Source organism: Cryobacterium psychrotolerans, from assembly GCF_900101115.1.
Classification (GTDB): Bacteria; Actinomycetota; Actinomycetes; order Actinomycetales; family Microbacteriaceae; genus Cryobacterium; species Cryobacterium psychrotolerans.
Map to the genome: position 1 here is coordinate 77,474 of NZ_FNFU01000002.1, position 23,379 is coordinate 100,852.

General features: G+C 70.2%; 28 protein-coding genes. 19 read left to right on the top strand and 9 right to left on the bottom strand.

Annotated features, from left to right (window positions below):
• The first annotated feature begins 84 nt into the window (after window positions 1-84).
• Together BLQ39_RS01925 and BLQ39_RS16305 are read left to right on the top strand one after the other, a co-directional pair.
• Window positions 85-1,479 (top strand): OFA family MFS transporter, encoded by a 1,395-nt coding sequence (locus BLQ39_RS01925; RefSeq protein ID WP_092321405.1) that lies wholly within the window; start codon window positions 85-87, stop codon window positions 1,477-1,479.
• A gap of 1 nt (window position 1,480) precedes the next feature.
• Window positions 1,481-1,582, top strand: a complete 102-nt coding sequence (locus tag BLQ39_RS16305; protein WP_422386334.1) for an MFS transporter small subunit — start codon at window positions 1,481-1,483, stop codon at window positions 1,580-1,582.
• A gap of 24 nt (window positions 1,583-1,606) precedes the next feature.
• On the opposite strand, the gene BLQ39_RS01930 is transcribed toward BLQ39_RS16305, so the two are convergent.
• Together BLQ39_RS01930 and clpS are read right to left on the bottom strand one after the other, a co-directional pair.
• The gene (locus BLQ39_RS01930; RefSeq protein WP_166784342.1) at window positions 1,607-2,170 is read right to left on the bottom strand and encodes a DUF2017 family protein; all 564 of its coding nucleotides are present in this window, start codon (window positions 2,168-2,170) and stop codon (window positions 1,607-1,609) included.
• An 8-nt stretch (window positions 2,171-2,178) separates the two neighbouring features.
• A complete protein-coding gene (gene clpS, locus BLQ39_RS01935; protein WP_092321690.1) occupies window positions 2,179-2,421 on the bottom strand; it encodes an ATP-dependent Clp protease adapter ClpS in 243 nt (80 codons plus the stop codon).
• 124 nt (window positions 2,422-2,545) lie between these two features.
• Here clpS and BLQ39_RS01940 point away from each other — a divergent pair, with 124 nt between their 5' ends.
• On the top strand, window positions 2,546-3,346 hold the full coding sequence (locus BLQ39_RS01940) for an HNH endonuclease family protein (protein WP_134574512.1): 801 nt from the start codon (window positions 2,546-2,548) through the stop codon (window positions 3,344-3,346).
• Here the strand turns inward: BLQ39_RS01940 and BLQ39_RS01945 are convergent.
• Together BLQ39_RS01945 and BLQ39_RS01950 are read right to left on the bottom strand one after the other, a co-directional pair.
• The gene (locus BLQ39_RS01945; RefSeq protein ID WP_134574511.1) at window positions 3,343-3,711 is read right to left on the bottom strand and encodes a hypothetical protein; all 369 of its coding nucleotides are present in this window, start codon (window positions 3,709-3,711) and stop codon (window positions 3,343-3,345) included. The genes BLQ39_RS01940 and BLQ39_RS01945 overlap by 4 nt on opposite strands.
• A gap of 161 nt (window positions 3,712-3,872) precedes the next feature.
• Window positions 3,873-4,211, bottom strand: a complete 339-nt coding sequence (locus tag BLQ39_RS01950; protein WP_092321409.1) for a hypothetical protein — start codon at window positions 4,209-4,211, stop codon at window positions 3,873-3,875.
• A gap of 101 nt (window positions 4,212-4,312) precedes the next feature.
• On the opposite strand from BLQ39_RS01950, the gene BLQ39_RS01955 reads away from it, so the two are divergent.
• Window positions 4,313-6,553 carry a glycosyltransferase gene (locus BLQ39_RS01955; RefSeq protein ID WP_092321410.1) on the top strand — a complete coding sequence of 747 codons (2,241 nt, stop codon included), beginning with the start codon at window positions 4,313-4,315 and terminating at the stop codon, window positions 6,551-6,553.
• Window positions 6,550-7,863: a glycosyltransferase gene (locus BLQ39_RS01960; protein ID WP_092321411.1), complete on the top strand. Its 1,314-nt coding sequence runs from the start codon at window positions 6,550-6,552 to the stop codon at window positions 7,861-7,863. Before BLQ39_RS01955 ends, BLQ39_RS01960 begins: the two co-directional genes overlap by 4 nt.
• A gap of 24 nt (window positions 7,864-7,887) precedes the next feature.
• Here BLQ39_RS01960 and BLQ39_RS01965 read toward each other — a convergent pair whose 3' ends face one another.
• The 5 genes from BLQ39_RS01965 to BLQ39_RS01985 all read right to left on the bottom strand — a co-directional run bounded on the left by BLQ39_RS01965 (window position 7,888) and on the right by BLQ39_RS01985 (window position 11,906).
• A complete protein-coding gene (locus BLQ39_RS01965; RefSeq protein WP_092321412.1) occupies window positions 7,888-8,553 on the bottom strand; it encodes a nucleotidyltransferase family protein in 666 nt (221 codons plus the stop codon).
• 119 nt (window positions 8,554-8,672) lie between these two features.
• Window positions 8,673-9,056, bottom strand: coding sequence for a flagellar assembly protein FliW (locus tag BLQ39_RS01970; RefSeq protein WP_092321413.1), 384 nt, complete (start codon window positions 9,054-9,056; stop codon window positions 8,673-8,675).
• Window positions 9,053-9,931 (bottom strand): flagellar hook-associated protein FlgL, encoded by an 879-nt coding sequence (gene flgL / locus BLQ39_RS01975; protein ID WP_338419102.1) that lies wholly within the window; start codon window positions 9,929-9,931, stop codon window positions 9,053-9,055. Before flgL ends, BLQ39_RS01970 begins: the two co-directional genes overlap by 4 nt.
• Window positions 9,932-9,946: 15 nt before the next feature.
• Entirely contained in the window at window positions 9,947-11,404 is a 1,458-nt protein-coding gene (gene flgK / locus BLQ39_RS01980; protein WP_092321415.1) for a flagellar hook-associated protein FlgK, read from the bottom strand.
• A gap of 10 nt (window positions 11,405-11,414) precedes the next feature.
• The gene (locus tag BLQ39_RS01985) at window positions 11,415-11,906 is read right to left on the bottom strand and encodes a flagellar protein FlgN (protein WP_092321416.1); all 492 of its coding nucleotides are present in this window, start codon (window positions 11,904-11,906) and stop codon (window positions 11,415-11,417) included.
• 304 nt (window positions 11,907-12,210) lie between these two features.
• On the opposite strand from BLQ39_RS01985, the gene BLQ39_RS01990 reads away from it, so the two are divergent.
• The 14 genes from BLQ39_RS01990 to BLQ39_RS02055 all read left to right on the top strand — a co-directional run bounded on the left by BLQ39_RS01990 (window position 12,211) and on the right by BLQ39_RS02055 (window position 23,372).
• A complete protein-coding gene (locus BLQ39_RS01990; protein ID WP_092321417.1) occupies window positions 12,211-13,074 on the top strand; it encodes a sigma-70 family RNA polymerase sigma factor in 864 nt (287 codons plus the stop codon).
• An 83-nt stretch (window positions 13,075-13,157) separates the two neighbouring features.
• Complete coding sequence (locus BLQ39_RS01995) at window positions 13,158-14,348, top strand: flagellin N-terminal helical domain-containing protein (RefSeq protein WP_092321418.1); 1,191 nt, start codon at window positions 13,158-13,160, stop codon at window positions 14,346-14,348.
• Between the two features lie 162 nt (window positions 14,349-14,510).
• Window positions 14,511-15,821, top strand: a complete 1,311-nt coding sequence (gene fliD, locus BLQ39_RS02000) for a flagellar filament capping protein FliD (protein ID WP_241982773.1) — start codon at window positions 14,511-14,513, stop codon at window positions 15,819-15,821.
• A complete protein-coding gene (locus BLQ39_RS02005; RefSeq protein ID WP_092321420.1) occupies window positions 15,821-16,249 on the top strand; it encodes a flagellar export chaperone FliS in 429 nt (142 codons plus the stop codon). The genes fliD and BLQ39_RS02005 overlap by 1 nt, the downstream gene beginning before the upstream one ends.
• Window positions 16,242-16,547 (top strand): hypothetical protein, encoded by a 306-nt coding sequence (locus BLQ39_RS02010; RefSeq protein WP_134574508.1) that lies wholly within the window; start codon window positions 16,242-16,244, stop codon window positions 16,545-16,547. Before BLQ39_RS02005 ends, BLQ39_RS02010 begins: the two co-directional genes overlap by 8 nt.
• Window positions 16,548-16,700: 153 nt before the next feature.
• The gene (locus BLQ39_RS02015; RefSeq protein WP_092321692.1) at window positions 16,701-17,042 is read left to right on the top strand and encodes a flagellar basal body rod protein FlgB; all 342 of its coding nucleotides are present in this window, start codon (window positions 16,701-16,703) and stop codon (window positions 17,040-17,042) included.
• A complete protein-coding gene (locus tag BLQ39_RS02020; RefSeq protein WP_092321422.1) occupies window positions 17,042-17,434 on the top strand; it encodes a flagellar basal body rod protein FlgC in 393 nt (130 codons plus the stop codon). Before BLQ39_RS02015 ends, BLQ39_RS02020 begins: the two co-directional genes overlap by 1 nt.
• The gene (fliE, locus tag BLQ39_RS02025) at window positions 17,434-17,766 is read left to right on the top strand and encodes a flagellar hook-basal body complex protein FliE (protein ID WP_092321423.1); all 333 of its coding nucleotides are present in this window, start codon (window positions 17,434-17,436) and stop codon (window positions 17,764-17,766) included. Before BLQ39_RS02020 ends, fliE begins: the two co-directional genes overlap by 1 nt.
• Window positions 17,766-19,361, top strand: a complete 1,596-nt coding sequence (gene fliF, locus BLQ39_RS02030) for a flagellar basal-body MS-ring/collar protein FliF (protein ID WP_092321424.1) — start codon at window positions 17,766-17,768, stop codon at window positions 19,359-19,361. Before fliE ends, fliF begins: the two co-directional genes overlap by 1 nt.
• Window positions 19,358-20,386, top strand: coding sequence for a flagellar motor switch protein FliG (gene fliG, locus BLQ39_RS02035; RefSeq protein WP_092321425.1), 1,029 nt, complete (start codon window positions 19,358-19,360; stop codon window positions 20,384-20,386). The genes fliF and fliG overlap by 4 nt, the downstream gene beginning before the upstream one ends.
• Window positions 20,376-20,984 (top strand): FliH/SctL family protein, encoded by a 609-nt coding sequence (locus BLQ39_RS02040; protein ID WP_167738511.1) that lies wholly within the window; start codon window positions 20,376-20,378, stop codon window positions 20,982-20,984. The genes fliG and BLQ39_RS02040 overlap by 11 nt, the downstream gene beginning before the upstream one ends.
• Window positions 20,981-22,309, top strand: coding sequence for a FliI/YscN family ATPase (locus BLQ39_RS02045; protein WP_241986894.1), 1,329 nt, complete (start codon window positions 20,981-20,983; stop codon window positions 22,307-22,309). The genes BLQ39_RS02040 and BLQ39_RS02045 overlap by 4 nt, the downstream gene beginning before the upstream one ends.
• Window positions 22,306-22,740, top strand: coding sequence for a flagellar FliJ family protein (locus tag BLQ39_RS02050; protein ID WP_092321427.1), 435 nt, complete (start codon window positions 22,306-22,308; stop codon window positions 22,738-22,740). Before BLQ39_RS02045 ends, BLQ39_RS02050 begins: the two co-directional genes overlap by 4 nt.
• Window positions 22,737-23,372, top strand: a complete 636-nt coding sequence (locus BLQ39_RS02055) for a C40 family peptidase (protein WP_092321428.1) — start codon at window positions 22,737-22,739, stop codon at window positions 23,370-23,372. Before BLQ39_RS02050 ends, BLQ39_RS02055 begins: the two co-directional genes overlap by 4 nt.
• The last annotated feature ends 7 nt before the right edge of the window (window positions 23,373-23,379 follow it).

Here is a 23,379-nt window from a genome sequence, read left to right on the forward strand (position 1 = left end):
AGCACGATAGGCTGTGCGTTACGGCGTTTTTGCCGATGGCAATGGAGCTGTGGGAACCAGCTCTCCTGTGATGAGGGAATCACCATGAGCTGGCTTGATCGAGAGCGCACGATCGCACCTCCCGGATTCAACCGCTGGCTCATTCCGCCGGCGGCGCTCGCCGTTCACCTGTGCATCGGCCAGGCCTACGCGACGAGCGTCTACAAGACCGCACTTGTCGCGCATTTCGGCGTCAGCCTGACCCAGATCGGCCTGATCTTCTCGATTGCGATCGTCATGCTCGGGCTCTCGGCCGCGGTGATGGGAACCTGGGTCGACACGAACGGCCCGCGCAAGGCGATGTTCGTGTCGGCGCTGTTCTGGTCGGGCGGCTTCCTCGTCGGCTCGCTCGGCATCTTCTCCGGCCAGCTCTGGCTCGTCTACCTCGGGTACGGATTCATCGGCGGGATCGGACTGGGCATTGGCTACATTTCCCCCGTGTCCACCCTGATCAAGTGGTTCCCGGACCGTCCGGGCCTGGCCACCGGCATGGCCATCATGGGCTTCGGCGGCGGCGCCCTGATCGCCAGCCCGGTCTCCACGGCTCTGCTGGGCCTCTACGACCCGAACTCGGGAGCGGAGGGCTGGGTGGCCAGCGGCGACGCGGTCGGCAAGCTCTTCCTCACCCTCGCGGTCGTCTACCTCGCCTACATGATGTTCGGCGCGTTCACGATCCGGGTTCCCGCCGCCGGCTGGAAGCCCGCAGGCTTCGACCCGGCCACGATCGCGGCGAAGCCGCTCGTCACGAGCAACAACGTCTCCGCGGCCAACGCGATCCGCACCCGGCAGTTCTGGCTCGTCTGGGTCGTGCTCTTCTGCAACGTCACGGCCGGCATCGGGATCCTCGAGCAGGCGGCGCCGATGATCCAGGACTTCTTCCGCCAGCCGGACGGCAGCTCTCTCGTGTCGGCCGTCGTGGCCGGCGGCTTCGTCGGCCTGCTCTCCATCGCCAACATGGGCGGCCGGTTCGCCTGGTCCGCCACCTCGGACAAGACCGGGCGCCGGAACATCTACATGGTCTATCTGGGGGTCGGCACGGTGCTGTACCTCCTCCTGGCCCTCGTCGGTTCGTCAACGACGGCGCTCTACGTGCTGCTGGCCTTCGTGATCATCTCCTTCTACGGAGGCGGTTTCGCGACCGTACCGGCCTATCTGCGCGACCTCTTCGGCACCTTCCAGGTCGGCGCCATCCACGGCCGGCTTCTCACCGCGTGGTCCGCCGCCGGGATCGCAGGTCCCCTGATCGTCAACGGCTTCCTGGACGCCCAGGGAACCCCGGGGGAGCTCACCGCCCAGGCGTACCAGCCGGCGCTGCTCACGATGGTGGGGCTGCTGGTGATCGGTTTCATCGCGAACCTGTTCGTCCGTCCGGTCCATTCCACCTTCCACGAACCCGTAGCGACGCCGTCGACGGTGCGCGAACCAGCATTGGAGTCCTGACATGACGAGGACAAAACTCACGCTCGCCTGGGCGCTGGTCGGGATTCCGCTGGCCTACGGGGTGTTCATGACCCTGACCAGGGTCTCGGCGCTCTTCGGCTAGGCGGGCGCCGGCGGTGTCAGGCCGTCAGACGTCGATCGCGTGCACCAGCGACTCCTGCACCATGCCCAGCCATTCGTACACGTTGGCCAGGAACGGGGCCTCCTCGCCGGTGAGGTGCTGCACGCCGTCCGAGGAGAGCTCGAGCCGTTCGGCGAGGGTCAGCCGCAGGTCGGTGAGGGTGCGCAGCCAGGACTGAACGGCCGCGTCGTCGAGCTCGATCGTCACCGGCGGCTGGTCGTCCACGTCGTCCCCACGGTCACTCTCGTCTTCGTTACCGTCGTCTTCGCCGCCCGGGTAGTCGTCGCCCTGGTATTCGTCGTCGCCGAGCGAGGCCAGCACCGCGCGCGCGTTGCGCTCCTTGCGGTCGAGGATGCCGTCGGCCGTGAACCGCCGGAACTCCGCCGCCGCCTCCGCGTCCTCGCGGTAGGCGTCGGGCAGCAGGCGGCGCACCGCGGGGTCGGCGGATGCCCCCAGCGCGTGGCTGGCCGCGGCATCCAGCAGGCCGACCAGCTGGGACACGGCGAGGCGCAGGAGCTCGACCTCCACCGGAACGAACTGCGCGGACACGGCGCCGGTCGCGTCGCGCACGAACCGCATCATCCTTCGGCCCTGGCCAGGGTGGCCCAGAGGCCGTAGTCGTGCATCGCTTCCACGTGACGTTCCATTTCTTCGCGGTTGCCGGTGGCCACCACGGCTCGGCCGTTGTTGTGCACCTGGAGCATGAGCCGTTCGGCCTCGTGCGCCGAAATGGCGAAGTAGCTGCGGAACACGTAGGCCACATAGGACATGAGATTGACCGGGTCGTCCCAGACAATCGTGACCCACGGACGCGCCAGCATCGGGGCGTCGCGAAGGTCCGGGAGCGGGGCGGGAAGGGACACGCCCCCAGCTTCACACGGTCCGGCGCGCAGTGCCACCCGCCGCCGCGTGGGAGGATGGCGGGATGCCTCGCGTGAGCCCTCGATGACCCGCCGGCGGAGAACTTCGAAGGGGTCCCTGGCGAGCGCAGGGCTCATCGCGGCGGTCATTCTGGCCGCGTTCCTCTACTTCACGGATGCGCCTGCTTCTGCACCCGCCCCGCCCCCGGGCGCGTCCGCGGGTGCCACCGTGCCGGCCCCGGCCGGTCCGACGCTGGATTCCGCGGCCGCGGTCGCCGCCGTTGCCGCACTTCCCGACGCCGCATACCGGGACGACGGGAGCTATGCCGGCCACCGGGACGACCTGTTCGGTGACTCCTGGTCCTTCGACTTCGACCGGAACGGCTGCGACGCGCGCAACGACATCCTGAGCCGCGACCTCACGGCCGTCAGCCTCAAACCGGCCCGCTGTGTCGTCGAGACCGGCACGCTCGCCGACCCGTACAGCGGCGAGAGCATCGGCTTCGTGCACGGCGCCGACACGTCGGATGACGTGCAGATCGACCACCTGCTGCCGCTCAAGGCCGTGTATGCCACCGGGGGAGCGGCCTGGACGTTCGAGAAGCGCCGGGCGCTCGCGAACGACCCGGTGAACCTGCTGGCGGTGAAGGGCTCCGAGAACGGCTCGAAGTCCGACTCCCTCCCCAGCGAGTGGCTGCCCGGGGTCTACCCGGATGTCTCGGACCGGCACGATGCGGGCCAGCGGGTCGTCTGGGACGATCTGCCCTCCGACACGGCGCTGCAGTGCTGGTATGTGAAGAAGCTGGTTCCGGTGTTCGTGGCGTACGAGCTCGGGGTGACTCCGGAGGACCGGGCGGCCATGTCAGCCGTGCTCAGAACCTGCTAGGGACATCCTTCCAGCAGCTGGATTCCGTGCTCGGTCTGCCGGTTGACCAGGACCGAGCCCTGGGAGTCGCAGATCGCATTCACGAGAAGCGCGTAGCCTTCACCGTTCTGGAAGTTGCCCTTCTCACCGGCGAGGCCGAAGCCCTGGATGGTTCCGGGGGGTACGAAGGCCCAGACTTCAGGGGCCCCGGGGAACACGCTGGGCAGCCAGGCCCAGTTGCCGTGGATGATCGGCCCGCTGGTGCAGTTGGAGCCGCACGCGGCTGGTGGCTTCGAGACATTGACACAGTCCAAAGCCTGCGCGGCCGTGGGGACGAGCACAAAGGCAGCCGCGAGAGCGGCTGCGGCGAGGGTTTTTCTCAACACGATTACTCCTTCGGAATGGTTGACAGTGCATAAGAGCCGCAACCGCGTGCTGATGCCGCCCCCGATCCGGCTGCATAGAAAACCCTACTCAGAAGCGGCCGCCCGTCAACAGCGTTGGGCCTCCCGTCCTAATCCAGTTGGCAGGCCTGCGCGCGGAACTGCTACTCCAGGTCGTCCCAGTCGTACGCCGTGCTGAAGCCGACCTCCGTGTCGATCACCGGCCTGGGGGAGGACAGGGCCAGGGTGCGCTTGTGCAGCTCGGAGACGAAGTCGACGGTGTTCGGCTCCTCGAGGACCGATTCCTCCGGAACGCCGACCAGCTCGCTGGCGGGACCGACGACCATGCGCACAAGCACGGCCTTCCCGTCATCCGTGAAGGCGGGGATCTCCAGGGACTCGGCCTCATGGTTCTCCCCAAGCGCTGCCACGAACCGGAACAGCCCGTTCGCGATGTCGTCGCTCGTGAGGAACGACGCCCCGGCATAGCTCACCCTCATCATGCGACCACTCTTTACTCGTCGTCGGCCGAGCACAACCCATTGCATGCCCAAGGCGCAGTGGTAAAGTCGCGGGGAATTCCGCTGCAGGGAGGGGAGTGTCCATGGGCACGCAGGCTGAACTGGACGCGGTGCGGACCGCGGGCTCCATCCTCGAGGCCATGCGGGGTGCCGACGACCTGGCCGAAGCCGTGCGCCGGCACGGCGGGGCGCGGGACGTGCGGCTCCTCCTGCGCGCGGCGACCGACCCCGAGGATCAGCTCACCGCCATCGCCGCGATCCACGCCCTCGCGCCGCTGCCCGACGAGTCGGCCGGGAGCGCGCTCGTGTCCCTGCTCGCCAGGGACGAACCCTTTCTCCGTGAGCATGCGGCGTGGGCGCTTGGCGGGCGGCCGCCCCGTGCCGACGCGATCTCCGGGCTTGTGGCCCTGGTCGCCGCCGGTGGCTTCTCCGGGATGATCGCGCAACGCAGCCTCGAGCGCTGGGGCGCGTCGGCACCGGAACGAGTGGCGCTCGCGCTCGACGGCGCGCTCTTGGGGCTCAGCGAACCCGGGGCGAGGGCGCGGCTGGTTGAGACCGCCGGGCTCGTGCCCGGACGAATCCCCGGGCGGCTCATCCGTCGGGTGGCCCTCGACCCGGCCGAGGCCACCGAGGTGCGTGCGGCGGCGATCGCCGCGCTCGGCGATCTCGGGGCGAACCAGGCCGGGACTCGGATCGTGACCGACCTCGCCCGCGGGACCGACTCGCTGGCCGATGTCGCGAGGCTCGCGCTGGCCGACCTGGCCGACCTGGCCGACCTGGCCGACCCGGCCGAGTCGAGCGGGCCGGCCGCACACTCCGACGTCGTGGGGCCGAGGAGGCCCGGCGTGACGATCGCGCAGGTGTTCCTGCCCGCCGACATCGACCGGGAGCTCTCCCAGGTGGGCTCGGGTGACAACGGCGGCATCGCGACGCTGCTCGTGCGGCTCGGGGACGCGCTGGTCGAAGCGGGCGCGTCGACCGGCCGCGCAGCCGATGCGCACGCCCCCGCGCCGGTCTCACGGGTGCTGACCCTGTCCAGGGGGAACCACGCCGACGCCCTGCGCGGCCTGGCCGACCTCGCCTCCTCCCGGCTCGGGCACGTCTTCGCGACGGTTCCGTTCCTCGGCGAACCGGTGGCCTCGGTGGACGCGTGGCCGCGTCGCGTCGAGGCGCAGCGCGGGCTCCGCCGGATTCTTCGCGCGGCCGGGACGGTCGACGCTGTCCATCTCCGGATGGCCGATGTCGGCACTCTCGCAGCGGTGACGGTCGCGCGCGAACTCCGGATCCCGGTGGTCTTCACGCTGGCGCCTGATCCCCACGCGGCGATCCACGCCCTCGAGGCGGCGGGGGAGCTGACGCGGCAGGACTTCGGCGCTGCCGACGTGCAGGAGCACTTCTGGTTCCGGACGCGACTGGCGCAGCGCGTGACCGCCGAATCCGCGCGCGTCGTGCTCTTCCCTCGGCCGGAGTTGCGGCGGGACCTTCGGCAGCTGGTGGGGGTCGACATCGACCTGGACCCGGAGCGTTTCGCCGTGGTGCCCGAAGGAATCGACCTCCAGGTGATCGAGCGGGCCGGTGCCGACGCGCTCGCCGCATCCGAGCCGGGAGGCGCCCGGCATCCTGACTTCGACGCCCTTGACGCTGTGCTCGGCGGACTCCCGGCGAATCGGCGGGGCCTGCCCCTGGCCATCACGGTCGGTCGGCTGCACACGGTGAAGGGTATGGCGACCCTCGTGGAGGCCTGGCTGGGTGACCCCGCGCTGCGCGCACGCTGCAACCTGCTCCTCGTCGGGGGCGACCTGGAACATCCGTCGGGCGAGGAACGACGCCAGCTGGACCGGATCGACGCGGCCCTGCCGCGTGCCGAGGCGGCCGCCCGCGGACTCCTGCTCGCGGGGCACCGGGCGAACGGCACCGTGGCGCGCTGGCTGGCGGCCGCCCGCTACGGGCGCCCGGGCCTGGCCGCCCCGCATGGCGCGTACGTGTGTGCGAGCGTCAAGGAGGAATTCGGTCTCGCCCTGCTCGAGGCGCTGGCGACCGGGCTGCCGGTGGTCGCGCCCGCCGGCGGGGGACCGGCGACGTTCGTCGAAGACGGCGTGACCGGGTTCCTCGTCGACACCCGCGACGCCCGCGCGCTGGCCGGCGGGATCACCAGCGCCCTGGACCTGTCCGGCGGGGCGCGCGGCGCCGAGAACGCGGAGCGGGCGCACGCCATGGTGGCGCGGGACTTCGCCATCCAGACGATGGCGGATGCCCTCTCCCTGGTCTACCGCGCCGCCGCCGCGCCGGCGGACCCGGCGGCCGGTAAGCTGAGCGCCTCATGAGCGTGCTTGTCATCAGCCCCGACTACGCCTCCCACCTCTACCCGCTTGCCGCCCTGGCGACCGCGTGGCGGGACGCGGGCGAGCGGGTGGTGGTGGCCACGGGCGAAGCCACCGCCGGGATCGTCCGGTCGTTCGGCTACGACCACGTGCCGCTGCAACTGGGCCGAGGCTCCAATCCGGGGGTGATCAGGGCCGAACAGCAACCCACCGGGGAGGATGACGCGTTGCGCGGCTTCTTCGCGGCCACCCGCAACGGGATGGTCGAGACGCTGCGGTTCCAGGCCGAGGCGCGCAGCAGCGACCTCCTCTGGAACCCGGTCGAGGTGGCCGGGGACGTGCAGCGCGTCGTCGAGCGCGTCCGACCGGATCACGTGATTGTCGACCACCTCGCGTTCAGCGCGCGGCTGGCCCTGAAGAGCGCGGGGATCAGCCATGCGGACGTCGTGCTCGGGCATCCGACGGCCCTCCCGGTCGGCACGGAGATCTACGGGTTCGTGTCAACCTGGCCGGAGGCATTCACGCCGGGCCACGACGAGCTGGACTCGCTGCGGAGGCTGTGCGGGAGGGTGCGCGACTCGTTCACGGTGCAGTGGAACGACGCGCTCATCCGCCTCGACCCCGGAGCGACGCCGGCGGCCGACGCGTTCACCGAGTCAGGCGATGTGCTCCTGCTCAACTATCCCGCCGAACTCCACCCCGCGGCCCGGGGGCTGCTGCTTCCGCCGCACGTCTTCCTGGGCTCTGCGGTGCGTGACGACGAGTCGGATGCCGAAACGCGGGAGTGGCTCGCCCGGGACGCCGCCCCCGTTGTCTACGTCAGTTTCGGCAGCTTCCTCTCGGTGCGCGGGGATGTGCTCGCCCGCGTGGTGGAGGCGCTGCGCCCACTGGACGTGCGGGTGGCGCTGGCGGCGGGATCGACCGACCCGGCCGAGCTGGGTCCGATTCCCGGCTCGTGGCTGGTGCGCGAGTTCCTGCCGCAGGTCAGCCTGCTGCGCGGCTCGGCCCTGGCCGTGTCCCACGGCGGCAACAACAGCGTCACCGAGGCGATGACCCACGGCGTCCCGATGCTGCTGCTGCCCTTCTCGACCGACCAGTTCGCGGGCGCCGCCGCCGTCGAGGCGGCCGGGCTCGGCGAGGCGCTGGACCCGAACGCCGCGCCGCCGGAGAGGATCAGGGAGGCCGCCATCCGGTTGCTCGCCCTCGGGGGTGAGGCGCGGGAGCGCCTCGACCGCCTGTCCGCTTCCCTCGCGGACGATGCGGGCCCGGCCCGGGCCTTCGACGCGCTCCGGGTGGTGCCGGACCTGCGCTGATTCGGCCGAGCGACCCGGCGGGCCTCAGTCGTCGACGTCGGCGCCCGTTCCGAGGTCGGCGCAGTCGATCATCCGCACCCCGTGTTCCACCAGGTAGGGGCGGGCCCCGGTGTCGCCGGCGAGACGCTCGCCGAGCGGCGCCCAGTGCCGGCGCCCGATCACGACCGGGTGACCGGGGCGGCCGTCGAAGCCCGCCTGGCGGAGGGTGTCGGGGCCCACGGATGTCGCGTCGTCGTCGTCCCCGGCCCCGATGAGCCGGGCCACGACCCTGCCGTCCAGGTCGGGAACGTCGACCGGGACCACCGCGACGGCTGCCGGGGCGGGTTCGAGGGCGGCCGCCGCAGCGAGGCCGGCCCGCAGTGAGGCGGAGACGCCCTCGGCCCAGTCGACGGCGTGCACGACGACGAGGCCGCCGCCTCGTGCAGGTGTCTCGCCCCGGCCGGGCAGCAGCGATTCCGCCTCGTCGCCCCGCGCGCCGAGAACGACGATCACCGGGGAGCATCCGCCCTCGCGGAGCGCGTCGATGGCACGCAGCAGCCACGGCCGCCCGTCGTCGCCCCGGCGGAGCGCCTTGGGACTGCCGTGCCGCGATCCGGCTCCCGCGGCGAGCAGGAGCCCGGCGATCGGGGTCTGTGCGATCGGTGCCGGGGCGCTCGGTGCCGGGACGCTGGGCGGAGGGGCGCTGTCCATGCCTGCCATCGTACGCAGCGGACGTTCCATCGAGCGCGACCATCGCCCGACTGAGTTGCGGAAAAAGTACCTTCCCGGGCGACAGGAAGGTACTTTGTCCGCAACTCAGCCGGCGTCGGTCAGGCCGCGCGGGCTCCGAGTGCGGCCTGGAGAGGCCAGTCCTGCCCGTCGAGGATGACCTGCGCGCACGCGCCGGTTGTGGCATTGACGACGATCGGCGCCATCAGGTTCGCGGTGGTCCCGGCCTCGCCGGGGTTCACGACCACGAGCACGAACGCATCCTCCGGAACGGTCAGCGCCAGCGCCGTGCACTGCTCGGTCGAGATGACCGGCTGGTAGTCGGTGAGGTGCACGCCGGCGTCGACGACGAACATCCGGGTGCCGGGCGCCTCCGTGGCGCGCAGGGAGTACAGGCCGTCGGCGCCCTCGATCTCGTCGAGCGAGAAGTCCGTCAGCGGGGCGAAGCCCGGGGGAGGGGTGACGAAGGTCAGTGTCGCGCTCATCGGAGGAAGTCCATCAGGGTCGGCTGGAGCACGCGGGCGGTGACGGCGAGGGCCGCCTGGTAGGTGACCTCCTGGAGTTTGAGGTCCAGGATGACCTGGCCGAGGTCGAGGTCTTCGATCCCGGCGCGTTGGGACTCGAGCAGGCCGGATTGCTCCATCAGGGACTCTTCCGCTCGCTCGATTTGTTCCTGCTGGGCGCCGACCCGGGTGTGTTCGGTGGTCATGGCGCTCATCCGGGCGTCGATCTCCGTCAGACGGGAGCCGACGTTCGTGCCGTTGCGCAGGTCCGCGGCAATGGCGTCGATGAGCGCGAAGACCGAACCCGCGCCGGCGCCGAAGACGGCCGCGCCGTCGGCGTCGACCCGAACCGTGGTGTCGGGGCTGATCCGGCGCTCGACCGTGCTTCCCGGCGCCCCGCTGTGCGCATAGCCGGGGGCGCCCGAGAAGGCGACGCCCGTGTCGGAGTTGCCGGCGAAGACGCTGCGCCCGAGGTAGGACGTGTTGGCCTGGCCCAGGATCTCGCGGCGCAGGCCGTCGAGCTCCATCGCGATGGCTTCCTTCGCCGCGGGGGAGAGGGCGCCGTCGTTGGCCCCCTGCACGGTCAGGTCGCGCACGCGGTTCATGGTTGCGGATGCCGCGGACAGGGTCGCGTCGAGGGTCGACATCCAGCCGTTCCCGTCGTCGACGTTGCGGCCGTACTGTTCGGTGGCGCGCAGCTCGGCGCGCACCTTCATCGCGTCCGCGGCGGCGGTCGGGTTGTCGGAGGGGCGGGTGATCGCCTTGAGCGAGCTCGCCTGGTCCTGCAACTTCGCGAGCTGGGCCATGTTGTCGTGCAGGTTGCGCTGCGCGGCGCGCATCTGGGTGTGGCTGGTCACGCGGGCGATCATGGCTTACCTTCCCACCAGTCCGGTGCGGTTGATCAGGGTGTCGAGCATCTCGTCCACGGCCGTCATCACGCGGGCGGCACCCTGGTAGGCGTGCTGCAGCATGAGCAGGTTCACGTTCTCCTCGTCGAGGTCGACGGAGGAGTTGGAGAGCTGCCGGCCCCGGGCGGAGGTCGCGGTGAGGTCGGCGAGGCGTGCCTGCTGCAGCCCCATCCGCGTGTCCACGGCCACGGCCGTGACGAACGAGGCCCAGGCGGTGTCGGGGGAGGCGATGGCGGCGCCGGAGGCGTCGACTGCCTTGCCTGCGCCGAGCTGGGCGATGGCATCGGCGATGGACCCGTCGCGGGCTCCGGCTCCGGGCCGGGCCGCCGCGATCCCGCTGAGGTCGGTGGGGATGACCCGGAGGCTCAAGGCCGCCCTGGTCGGGTCGAAGGCGAAGAAGTCCAGGCCGTCCGCGAGCCCGGTGGAGTTGGTGGAGGTCGCGCCCAGGCGGTGGATGTCGTTGACGGTGGTGGCCAGGTGCGTCGCGAAGGCGTTGTACGAGGCCGCTGCCTCGGCGAGTGCGCCGCCGGTGCCGCTGCCGTTGGCGGCCGCAAGCACCGACAGGGCGCCGGCGAGTTCGCCGCCGTCGAGGGAAACCGGGGTGGCGGGGTTCGTCCAGACCAGGCGCACCGCGTCGGCCGCCGCCCCCTCGAGCCGGGTCGAGCCGGTGACGGCGATCGCGCGGGCTCGGTCGCCCGAGACGAGCGCGTTTCCGCCGATCCCAACGTCGACCGTGCCGTCGGGAAGCTCGCGCACGGTGGCGCCGCTCAGCGCGGCGATCGTTGTCGTCAAGGCGCTGCGCTGGTCGATCAGTTCGTTGGCCGATCCGCCGGTCGCGAGCACCATCCGGATGCGCCCGTTCAGCTCGGCGACCTGGGTGGCGGCATTGTTGAGCTCGGACACCATGCCGACGGCATCCGCGCGCAGGCCGGACCACTGGGCAGTGACGGCCTGGTAGCCCTGCGAGACCTGCGTCGCCAGGTCGCCGGCCTGGCCGAGGAGCAGCGCTGCCGGCGCGGCCTCGCCGGCTCGGTTGGACATGTCCTGCCAGCCGCCCCAGAATTCCTGCAGCCGCGTGGACAGTCCGCTGTCGCCGGGTTCGCGCAGCGACGTTTCGAGCGCGCTCAGCGCGTTCGCCCGCACGGCCGAGTACCCGGCTTCCGCGGCGGAGAAGCGCACCTGCGAGTCGAACGGGGCGCTGCCGAGGCGCGCGATCCCGTCGACGGACACGCCCTGTCCGGCTCGCACTCCGCCGTCGAGCCGCCCGGCGTCGGCGGCCGCGGCGACGGAGGAGGTGGTCACGCGCTGCCGGGTGTAGCCCTCGGTGTTGGCGTTGGCGATGTTCTGGCCCACGACGTCGAGACCCTGGCGCGCGGCAACCAGTCCGGAATAGGCGGTGTTCAGTCCGCTGAAGGTGCTCACGTGATTCTCCTCACAGGCTTCGGTCGATCAGGCGCGAGCCCGTCGCTGCGGAGCCCGCGGCGCCGGTGGCGTCGTAGGTGTTGGCGTCTGCCTCGGGCTGGAGTCCGGCGAGGGTCTCCTGGGTGGACCGGGCGGCGGCGCGCAGGAACCGTTCGTTCGTGTCGCGCAGTTCCTTGATCTGGGTGGTGAGCACGGTCATCCCGGCGAGGTGCGCGGCGAAGATGTCGGCCCACGGGCCGGCCGGAGCCCTGGCCACGAGTTCGCGGAGGGTGGCGTCGTCGCCCGTTCCCCAGTCGAGGCCGAGGGCCGCGACTTCCACCGAGCGGCCGAGGCCGGCTTCGCGCACGAGGCCGAGTACCTGTTCGACCTCGCGGGTGGCGTGCTGCAGCCAGCGGGCCTTGCCGCCCTGAAGCAGGAGCTGTTCCTCCTCGAGCTTGAAGACGAGGAGGTCGAGCAATTCGCGCTCTCGCCAGAGTAAGGCGGACAGTTCATTGGCGCCCATGTGTCATCCACCCTTCCGGCTCGTGCGGACTGCTCGTACGGAGGTACGGCTTCCGGTCCCTTGGTGGGGACTGTCGGCAGGCGCAGGCACAATGTTAGTGATTCGAGGCATGTTCAACTCTAAAGGCTGTCCTCTGAAGAGAGGACAGGGTTTGACCCGTTGTGGGGGGCGCATCCGGTCTACCCCCGGCCGTCGTGCTTGTTAGCTTGGATCTAAGCGAGGGATGAACCCCTCTCAGGGGTCCGAATCCCGTCCGGCTAATAGTCCCAATAGTCCGTTTGCACCGTCGTAAAGGGTCCCACCAGTGAATCGTGCAGAGCGCAACAAGCTCGTGGTCGAGAACCTCCCGCTGGTTGGCTACCTTGTTTCCGAGGTGTGGGCCAAGGCCCGCCACCTCTCCAGGGACGACCTGGCCTCGGCCGGCGCCCTGGCCCTGATCACCTCGGCGGATGCCTTCAATCCCGACCTCGGGGTCCCGTTCGGCGCGTTCGCGCGGCGACGCATCATCGGCGCGTTCGCCGACGACATGCGCTCCAGCGACTGGGCGACCCGCTCGGCCAGGCGGCGGATCAAGGAGACCGTCGCCGTGCAGGAGACCCTGGCCGCGGCGCTCGGTCGCACCGCCACCGTCGACGAGATCGCGGCGGCCCTCGGGGTCGATCGCGAAACCGCGGCCGCCGGCCTGGCCGACGCCTCGCGCACGCTGTCCACGCTGGATGACACGACCGCCGAGTTCCTCGTCGCCGATACAGCGCTCCCCGAGGAGTCGCTCCTCTCCGAGGAACGGCTCGCCTACCTCCGCGCGGCCATCGCGGCCCTGCCGGAGAACATGCGCCTCGTCGTGCAGCAGATCTACTTCGACGACCGGCCGGTCAAAGACATCGCCGCAGAGCTGGGGATCACGCACTCCGCGGTCTCGCAGCAGCGCGCGGAGGCCATCCGTCTGCTGCGCGACGGCCTCGGTACCCACTACTCCGATGACTCCGACACCGCGTATGTGCCGGAGTCGCGTGTCGCGCCGGCCCGTCGCAGCGCCTATCTGGCCCGGCTGGCTGACCACGCGATGATCGGCATCGCCAGCCTCGCCCACGACCGGGTGCCGGCCGCGATCGCCGCGATCTCCGCGCCCGGAGTGTCGTCCAAGGAACTTTCCTCGCAGAACGGCTAACGCGCCTCCGCACCCGGCCGATGGTTCATTGTGCCGGGCCATGGATGGGCCGGTAACACGACCCAATCACGGAGGAAATCATCATGGGTATGCAGGTCAACACCAACCTCGCGGCGAACAACTCGTACCGCAACCTCGCCGCAACGCAGAACGACATGTCCAAGTCGCTGGAGAAGTTGTCCAGCGGCCTCCGCATCAACCGCGCTGCGGACGACGCGGCCGGCCTCGCCATCTCCGAGGGCCTCAAGTCGCAGGTCGGTGGCCTCACGGTCGCGAGCCGCAACGCCCAGGACGGCATCTCGGTCCTCCAGACCGCTGAAGGTTCCTTGAACGAGGTGCAGTCGATCCTGCAGCGCGTTCGAGACCTCGCCGTTCAGGCCGGTAACGACTCGAACAACGCCGACTCGCGCAGTGCGATCAAGACCGAGGTCGACTCCCTGACCAAGGAGCTCACCCGCATCGGTGAGTCGACGAACTTCAACGGCACCAAGCTCCTCGACGGTACCAGCACCTCATTGAGCTTCCAGGTCGGCGCAAACAGCGACGCGAGCAGCCAGATCGTAGTGAACCTGTCCGGGGCGAACGTCAAGGGCATCGCCACGGCGCTGACCGGCGCAGCTTCGGGTGCAACAGGTTCGGCCTTCGCGATTGCCGACATCACCGCTCTCACGGTGGGCGCGGCTACCTTCACGAGCACGACGGCTGCCGGCGTGACGACGTCCGTAACTACCGCGACTCTGAGCGACGCCGTCGGTGGTGCCGGCTTCCAGAGCGTTGACGAGTACGCAACGGCATTGGGTGCCGACGCGAACTTCGCAGCCAACTTCAGCGTGAGCGTGACCAGGGACGGAAACGGTGCCGGCACCGGCATCACCGTCCAGGCCCTGAACGGTGGAGTTGTCTCGACCGCCGTTGCGCCCGCCGCTGGCGTTGCTCTCGGTGGCGCCGCTGGAACCGCGCCTGCCGGCGTTGGCCTGGACTTCACGTCCGCGGCCGGTGCTGCGGCCGCGATCACCTCGATCGATGCTCAGATCAAGAACGTGTCCACCGCTCGCGCCGAGCTCGGTGCCGTGCAGAACCGGTTCGAGAGCGTCATCAAGAACCTGGCCGTCTCCAAGGAGAACCTGACGGCGGCCGGATCTCGCATCCGCGACACCGACATGGCCGAGGAAATGGTCAAGTTCACCCGCTCGAACATCCTGACCCAGGCCGGTACCGCCATGCTCGCGCAGGCGAACCAGTCCAACCAGGGCGTTCTGCAGCTCCTCCGCTAACTAAGCGGGGTTGCCCAACTCATCCGCGCTCTCGCACGGTGAACGGCGCCTGGTGGCAATCGAGGGAGAACTGGACCTCTCCCGCGATTGTCGCCAGGCGCTTTCCGCAGCATCACTGAAGCACTTTCGCATCGAACAGTAGGAGAGGAACACATCGTGTCGATGGCAATCGATGGTCTCGTCAGCGGCCTGGATACCACGGGCCTGATCAAGTCCCTCATGCAGCTCGAAGCGGTTCCCCAGACCCTGCTCAAGAACAAGGTCTCCGAGTCAACGGCGCTCATCTCCGCCCTCCAGGGCCTCAACACGAGCGTCGCCGGCCTCGCCACCCTCGCAACGAAGACGGCGAAGACCGATTCGCTCGACCTCTTCACCGCGTCGAGCAGCACCCCCACGGTCACCGCAGCGGTGACGACAGGCGCAACCGCCGGCCAGATCGACCTCGTCGTCGGCAAACTCGCCCAGACCCAGGTGTCGGTCTCCGACGCGCTCACCGCCTGGCCCGACACCACCCTGACCATCACCGGCGCCGGCGGCACGGCAACCACGATCACCGCGGCCTCGACCTCGCTGGATGACGTGGTTTCGGCGATCAACACCGCCGGAGCAGGCGTCACCGCGACCAAGGTCGCCGTCGGCGCGGCCGGCTTCCGGCTGCAACTCACCGCGACCGCGAGCGGTGCGGCGGGCAGCTTCACCGTCTCCGGCACGGCCGCCGCGATGACCGAGGTCAAGGCCGGCCAGGATGCCCAGGTCACGTTGTGGGCCGGAACCAGCGCCGCACAGGCGATCACCTCGTCCACGAACACCTTCGCCAACCTGCTCCCGGGGGTCGCAATCACCGTTTCCGCGGTCTCGGTTGACCCGGTCACCGTCAAGGTCGCCCGCAATGACGCGGCGATCAGCACGGTAGCCTCGGACCTCGTCAACGGCCTCAACGGGGTCTTCGCCCTGATCGCCACGAAGTCGGCGGTGGTGAACAGCACCAACGGCTCAGGGGCGGCTGTTGTCTCCGGCGGTGTCTTCACCGGCGACAGCACGGTGCGCGACATCAACCAGCGCATCCTCTCCGCGGCCTCGCTCCCGGTGAACGGACGCTCGCCCTCGGAAATCGGGATCAGCATCTCGAAGACCGGCACCATGGAATTCAACGCCACGAAGTTCGCCGCCGCCCTGCAGAAGGACCCGGCCGGCGTCGAGGCAACCCTGCAGGAGATCGCCTCCCGGGTCTCCGTCGCGGCCAGCTCGGCATCCGACAAGTTTTCGGGCCAGATCACCGCGAAGGTCACCGGCCAGCAGTCGCTCGTGAAGGACCTCGGGAACAGGATCGCCGACTGGGATCTGCGGCTGGCCTCTCGCAAGTCTTCGCTGGAGCGCACCTACGCCGCCCTCGAGGTGCAGTTGAGCAAGATGAACTCCCAGTCGTCCTGGCTCAGCGCGCAGATCGCGGGCCTCCCGTCGGGCGGCGCCTGATGAGCATGACGGCAGGGGCCGAGGCCCAGAAACTGCGCTACAACCGCGAGGCCGTGCTCTCGGCCACGCCCGTGCGGCTGCTCACGATGCTCTACGACCGGCTGATGCTCGACCTCGGCCGGGCCGAAGCCGCGCAGATCGCGGCGAACTGGGCCGTCGCCTCGGAGAACCTGCTGCACGCCCAGGCGATCGTCAGCGAACTCTCCGGGTCGCTCAAGGTCGAGCTCTGGGACGGCGGCGAAGGCCTGCTCGCGCTCTACACCTTTGTGTCGAACTCGCTGGTCAACGGCAACATCCACCGCGACGTCGAGCGCACCCGCGAAAGCATCGCGCTGCTCGAACCGCTGCGCCAGGCCTGGCACGAGGCCGCGCAGTCGATGCCCGCACAGCCGGCGCGCTCCACGGGTGGGGGGCTCGGAATTGGCTAGCGCGGACTGGGCGGAGAACCCACACGACGAGTGGATGCGCGTGCTCGACGATCTCGAAAGGTTCCTCGGTTCCTTCGGCGACGGCCTGGACGCCACGCCGTGGACGGCCCCCGTTCGCCTGGGTCCGCTGCCGCCCGCCCTGGTCGGTCGCGCACACAAGGTCCTGGCCGGCCAGCGGGAGCTGGTGCGCGAGATCGAGGCCGCACAGCAGGCGGCCGGGCGGCACCTCGCGGCGGTGCGCGCGGTCTCGGCGGCTCGCAGCGCCGAGACATCCGTGTACGTCGACGTGATGAGCTGACGACGTCCTGAGCGGGCGCAGACCCCCCGTCCGGGTGAACTTCCGATGATTGCCTAACGAAGCCCTGGGCGCGCCCGATAGCTGACTCTGAGCACGGATTGCTCTTCACTGGCCACGGATCGGCCGTCTGTTCCTTTGACGAAGCGGGACTCCGTGCTTGAATCCGTGACCGCCAGCGCCCTGGCGAGTGCCCTGGATGGGCTGGCCCTGCGCCAGCGCACCATCGCGAACAACATCGCGAACGTCAACACCCCCAATTACCACGCCAAGCGAGTCGCCTTCGAGGGCGCCCTGGCGAAGTCGGTAGCGGCCGGCGACGGCCACGCCTCGGCCACCACGGAACGCTCCCTCGAGCCGACGAACGAAATCGGCAACAACGTCAACCTCGACACCGAGACGCTCTCGAACATCGACACGGTGCTGCGGTTCCAGTTCGCCGCCCGCGCCGCCGACGCCCCGTTCAGCGCCGTTCGCGCCGCCCTTCGGACCAGCTGATGACCTTCGACGCGATCGGGATCGCCGGAACCGGGCTCACGCTGCACCGCAAGTGGCTCGACGCCGTCGCCGACAACATGGCGAACATCAACACGGTCAAGAGCACCGACGGGAGCGCCTTCCAGGCCCGTTACGTCGTCGCCCAGGAGGGCGAGGGCAACTCCGGCGCGTACGTCGCCGGGGCGGCCTTCGGCGACGCGGAGGGACGGCTCTCCTTCCAGCCCGACCACCCCCTCGCCGACAAGGACGGGTACGTGCGCCTGCCCGACATCGACATGGCCACCCAGATGGGCCAGCTCATCATGGCGCAGCGCGGCTACCAGGCCAACGCCGCCGTCGTCGACCGCGCGAAGACCAGCTACGAAGCAGCACTACAGATTGGACGTTCCTGATGCCGTTCGGCGCCATTGACAGTGTGCAGGGCACGGCCGGAACCGGCGTGCTTTCCGGCCTGCAGGGCCTGCTGGCCACCCAGGGAACCCAGGGAACGCAGGATGCCGGCGGCGCCGGGTTCGCGAGCGCGCTCACCGGGGCGGTCGACAACCTCCAGCAGACCCAGTCCGCCTCGAACTCCCTCGCCATCCAGGCCGTCACCGGCGACCTGAACGACATTCACACCGCCATGATCGCCTCGACGAGGGCCCAGGTGACGATGGAACTCGTCGCCGGCATTCGGAACAAGGGTGTTGACGCGTTCAACGAGATCATGCGGATGCAGGCCTGATGCCGGCTCAGGTCACCTCGGCGTTCCGGCGATTCGGAAACGCGCTGCGCGAGTTCACCATCGCGCAGCGCACGGTCGCGCTCATCGGTGTGGCGGTGCTCGTGCTGGGCATCGCCGCGCTCTCGATGTGGGCAACCAAGCCCGCCTTCACGCCCCTGTTCTCCGGCCTAAGCGGCTCGGACGCCAACACGATCGTCGACCAGCTCCGCACCGACGGCGTGCCGTACGAGCTCAGCGACGGAGGCGCGACCATCCTGGTTCCCGAGAAGAGCGTCTACGACGAACGACTCAAGGCCGCGTCGGCCGGGCTGCCCTCCTCGAGCACCGGGGGATACGCACTCCTGGACAAGATGGGCGTCACCGCCTCGGAATTCCAGCAGTCGGTGACCTACAAGCGGGCCCTCGAAGGAGAGCTCGCCGCCACGATCGAGGCGCTCGACGGAGTACGGACCGCCTCGGTGCGCCTGGCCATCCCCAAGGAAAGCGTGTTCGTCGCCGAGGCGAACGACCCCACGGCATCCGTCTTCATTGAAACCGAAAACGGCATCACCCTGACGGGCGAGCAGGTCGAGGCCATCGTGCACCTCACCTCCTCCTCGATCGACGGCATGGCCCCGTCCGACGTCGCCGTTGTCGACGCCGGCGGCGCCGTGCTCTCGGCCGTCGGCGTCGGCGCGACCGGCAGCGCCGACAAGCAGTCCTCGGTGTACGAGGAACGCGTGCAGGGCTCGGTGCAGGCCATGCTCGACAAGATCGTCGGGCCGGGCAATGCCAGCGTCGTGGTCGCCGCCGACCTGAGCTACGAGTCCGCCGAGCGAGTCGAGGAGACCTTCACGACACCCACGGATGCCCCGGCGCTGAACGAAGCGGTCAAATCCGAGACGTACGCGGGCAGCAAGGGCGGCGCGGCCGGAGTGCTCGGCCCCGACAACATCTCCGTGCCGGCCGGAGCGGACAGCGACGGAACCTTCACGTCCAAGGACAGCACGCGCAACAACGCCGTCAACAAGGTCACCGAATCGCGCACGATCCCGTCCGGCGCGATCAAGCGGCAGACCGTTTCCGTCGCGGTGAACTCCGAAGCGGCCGGTGACCTCAACGTGTCGGACCTGTCGTCCCTCGTCGCCTCGGCCGCCGGGATCGACCTGGCCCGCGGTGACGAAGTGACGGTCGAGGTCGTCAGCTTCAACACGGCCGGGGAACAGGATGCCGCGGCAGCCCTCGCCGCCGCCGAGGCGGCCGAGAACGCCGACCGCGTCGCCGGGCTGATCCGGATCGCCATCATCGCGGCCGCCCTCGTCATCCCGTTCATCCTCGGCCTGATCGTGTACGCCAGGCGGTCGCGCCGGCAAAGCCGCGAACCGATGGATGTCGGCGACCTGTCGGAGTTCCGCAGCGCCCTGGACGCACCGACGGTTCCGCTGGTCCGAGCCCCGTCGATCACCCCACGGATCATCAACCCGGGACCGTCGATCGCCTACGAGGCGACCGACGCCGAGAACCTGCGGTCGGAGATCGACGCCCTCGCCCAGCGCGACCCCAAGGGCACGGCGCAGTACCTGCGCGGCTTCATGGACGAACGGCAGCCGGCATGAGCGCCGCCGCGACCACCGCGAAGACCCTGACGGGCACCCAGAAGGTCGCGATCGTGCTGATGAACCTCGGCCAGGAGCATGCCGCCGAGGTGATGAAGGAGTTCAGCGAGCTCGAAGCAGCCGCGATCATCGCGGAGATCGTCGGCCTGCGCCGCGTCGACGACACCGTCGCCGACGAAACCCTGACGGAGTTCCATCGGTTGATGGCGACGGGCGCCCGCCAGTCGCACGGCGGGCACGACTTCGCACTCGGGCTGCTCGAAGCGTCCTTCGGAGCAGAGAAGGCGGCCGGAGTCATGACCCGGGTCGCCTCGTCGATGGCGGGCAAGGCGTTCGAGTTCCTCGACGCCGCTGAACCCGGCCAGGTGCTCACTCTCCTCGACGGGGAGCTCCCGCAGACGATCGCCCTCGTGCTGGCCCACCTGCGGCCGGAGCGGGCATCCGCAGTGCTCGCCGGGCTCGACGCCTCCCGCCGCACCGACGTCGCCCAGTGCATCGCGACTATGGGGACGGCAACGCCCGAGGCGGTTCGCATCGTCACCGACACCCTCAAGCTGCGGGCGGGCTCCGTCGTCGGCTCGAGCGAGGCCGCCGAGGTCATCGGCGGGGTCCAGCCGCTGGTCGACATCATCAACCGCTCCGACGTCGCCACCGAGCGGGCCATGCTCGAGGCCCTCGACGAACGCGACCCCGCCCTGGCCGAAGAGGTGCGCTCGCGGATGCTCACCTTCGCCGACATCGTCAAGCTCGAGAGCCGCGACGTGCAGCAGGTGCTCCGCGGCATCGACTCCGGCATCCTGGCCGCCGCCATGAAGGGGTCCTCCGAATCGGTCATCGAGGTCATCCGGGCGAACCTGTCCGAGCGCAACCGGGCAACGCTCGACGACGAGATCGCCGCGATCGGCCCGGTGCGCGTGTCGCATGTCGAGGATGCCCGCGCCGAGATCGTGCGCGCGATCCGCGATCTCGCCGCGCAGGGCAGCATCACCGTCGTCCGCGGGGACGAGGAAGAATATGTCTACTGACATGGCGTTCTCCCGCGTGGCCTTCCCCAACCTCGGACAGGACGGCCGCGAGGTCATCGACGAGCAGTCCCGGGCCCGGGGCCACGCCGCGGGCTACGCGGAAGGCCTCCGGCTGGCCGCCACCCGGATGCACGAGCAGTCGCTGCGACTCGAGGCCGACCACGCCGCGGTCCTCCGGCACGCCGAGGCGAAGGCGGACCGGATGGTCGAGCTGCTGGCCGCCGCCGCGCGCGCCCTGGACGCGAGCGCACTTCCCCTCATCCAGGGCGTCGAGGTCGCGATCGTCGGGTCGGCCGTCGACCTGGCCGAGGCCGTCATCGGCGCCGAACTCGGCGACCGGGAGTCGGCGGCCCGCCTGGCCCTGCGCCGCGCGCTCGACCACGAACACGCGCCCGAAGTGCACACCGTGCGGATGCATCCGGACGACCTCGAACTCCTCGGCACCGAGATCGCCGCCCGCGCCGGCGTGCGGTTCACCGCCGACCCGCAGCTGGCGCGGGGCGACGCCATGACGGAATTCGGCGAAGGATTCCTCGACGCGAGAATCGGCACGGCCCTCCGGCGGGCCAGGGCAGCCCTCGACGGAGTCCGGCAGTGACCACGACCTGGCGCCCGCAGGCGCGGCAGTTCGACGCGGCCCTCCACGCGGCCAGGCCCCAGCGAATGGGCGTGGTCTCCTCGATCGTCGGCCTCGGCGTCGAGCTGACCGGTCTGCCCGCCTCGATCGGCGACCTGGTCACGATCGGCGAGGGCCCCGGCATTGACGCCGAAGTCGTCGCGACGACGCGCGAGGGAGTGCGCTGCATGCCGCTCGGCCGGATGACCGGGGTCAGGATCGGCACGACGGCCAGGTCCACCGGGACTCCGCTGCTCGTCCCCACCGGCACCGGCCTGTTCGGGCGCGTGCTCGACGGGCTCGGCCGTCCCATCGACGGCAAGGGGCCCCTCCGGAACGACGGGATGGTCTCCCTCGACAACGACAGCCCCTCTGCCATGCACCGCGCCCGCATCGACACCCCGCTGCAACTGGGCGTGCGGGTGCTGGACACCATGACGACCGTCGGCAAGGGCCAGCGGATGGGCCTGTTCGCGGCATCCGGTGTCGGGAAGTCCTCCCTGCTCTCGATGATCGCCCGCGGCACGGATGCCGAGGTGTCCGTGATCGCCCTGGTGGGGGAGCGCGGCCGGGAAGTACGCGAGTTCCTCGAAGACGACCTCGGCCCCGAGGGCCTCGCCCGCTCCATCGTCGTCGTGTCCACCTCCGACGAGCCGGCCATGATGCGGCTCCGCGCCGCCTTCACCGCCACGCGCATCGCGGAGTCCTTCCGGGACCGCGGCACCGATGTGATGCTGATGATGGACTCGCTCACCCGGGTCGCCATGGCCCAGCGCGAGATCGGCCTGTCGGTCGGCGAACCGCCGGCGACGCGCGGTTATCCGCCCTCCACCTTCTCCGTGCTCGCCCGGCTGCTCGAGCGGGCCGGGACCGACGCGACCGGGTCGATCACCGGCATCTACACGGTCCTCGTCGACGGTGACGACCACAACGAGCCCATCGCCGACGCCGCGCGATCCATTCTCGACGGGCACGTGGTGCTCGACCGCAAACTCGCGATCACCGGGCACTTCCCGTCCGTGGACGTGTTGGGCTCCATTTCCCGCGTCGCGTCCCGGGTCAACACCGCCGAACGCAACCGGGTGGCCGGCGTCCTGCGGCGCGTGCTGGCCGCTCGCCGGGCCGCCCAGGACCTGCTCGACGTCGGCGCGTACCGGCGGGGGACCAACCCGCTGGTCGATGCCGCGGTCGACCACGAGGCATCCATCACGGCATTCCTGCAGCAGACGATGGACGACCGGACGCCGGCCTCGGCATCCTGGGACGCCCTCACCCGGCTTACGAACACACTGGAAGGCATCTCATGAATCGCGCATTCTCGCTCACCGGGTTGCTCCGGCTGCGCCACCTCCAGCAGGACGAAGCCGCCGGCGCTCTGGCCGCGGCGAACCGGAACGCCACGGAGAACAGCGCCCACCGCACCGAGACCCACAGCGCTATGGCCAACATCCCGGTGTCGGCCACCACCAGCGCCGCACTCAACGCGATGGCGGCCGCGCGCGCGTCGTCGCGGAGCATGCTCGCCGACCTCGACGGGCTCGGCCGGAACTACGCCGTCGCCGTGGGGGAGGCGCAGAACGCCTTCGACGTAGCCCGGGCGCAATCGATCGGACTGGAAAAGCTCCAGACCCGGCACGCCGCGGCGTGGAACGCCGAAGAGCTCCACGGCGAACAGACCGCGCTCGACGAGATCGCCTCCACCCGCTGGCACCAGGGCCAGGCGGGAGCCGCGCGATGACGATGGTTGCCGCCCTCGGCCGGGTCGCCGAGATCCAGTCCACCCTGATCCAGCTCTCCGGGGTTCCGGCGGCGCAGGAGACCGCCGCGGCTCCGGTCGACGCCTTCGCAGCGAACCTGGCCACGGCCCTGGGCACACCCGGCACGTCCGGGGTGCCCTCCGTGGCCACGCCCGGGTCCGGTTCCGGCGTCTCCGGCACCGACGTGACGAACGCCGCAAAGAAATACCTCGGCGTGCCCTATGTCTTCGGCGGGGAGGACGGAGAAGGCATGGACTGCTCCGGTCTCGTGCAGCGCGTCTACGCCGACGTCGGGGTCAAGGTTCCCCGCCTCGTCTCCGGCCAGATGAAGCTCGGCACCGAGGTGGGCTCCCTGGCCCAGGCGCTGCCCGGCGACCTCATCGTGACCGGCGGCGGCGCCCACATCCTCATCTACGCCGGCAACAACAAGGTCATCCACGCTCCCTACCCCGGCAGGACCGTCAGCCTCGTGGACGCCTACATGAAGGATTCCGACATCGACACGATCCGCAGGGTCATCCCGACCGCGACCGCGCCGGCATCGCTCCCGTCCGGCGGCAGCGACGCCTTCAGCGCCGCGCTGGCCGCCTTCGCGGCGGGCGGGTCGAGGTGAGCCTCTC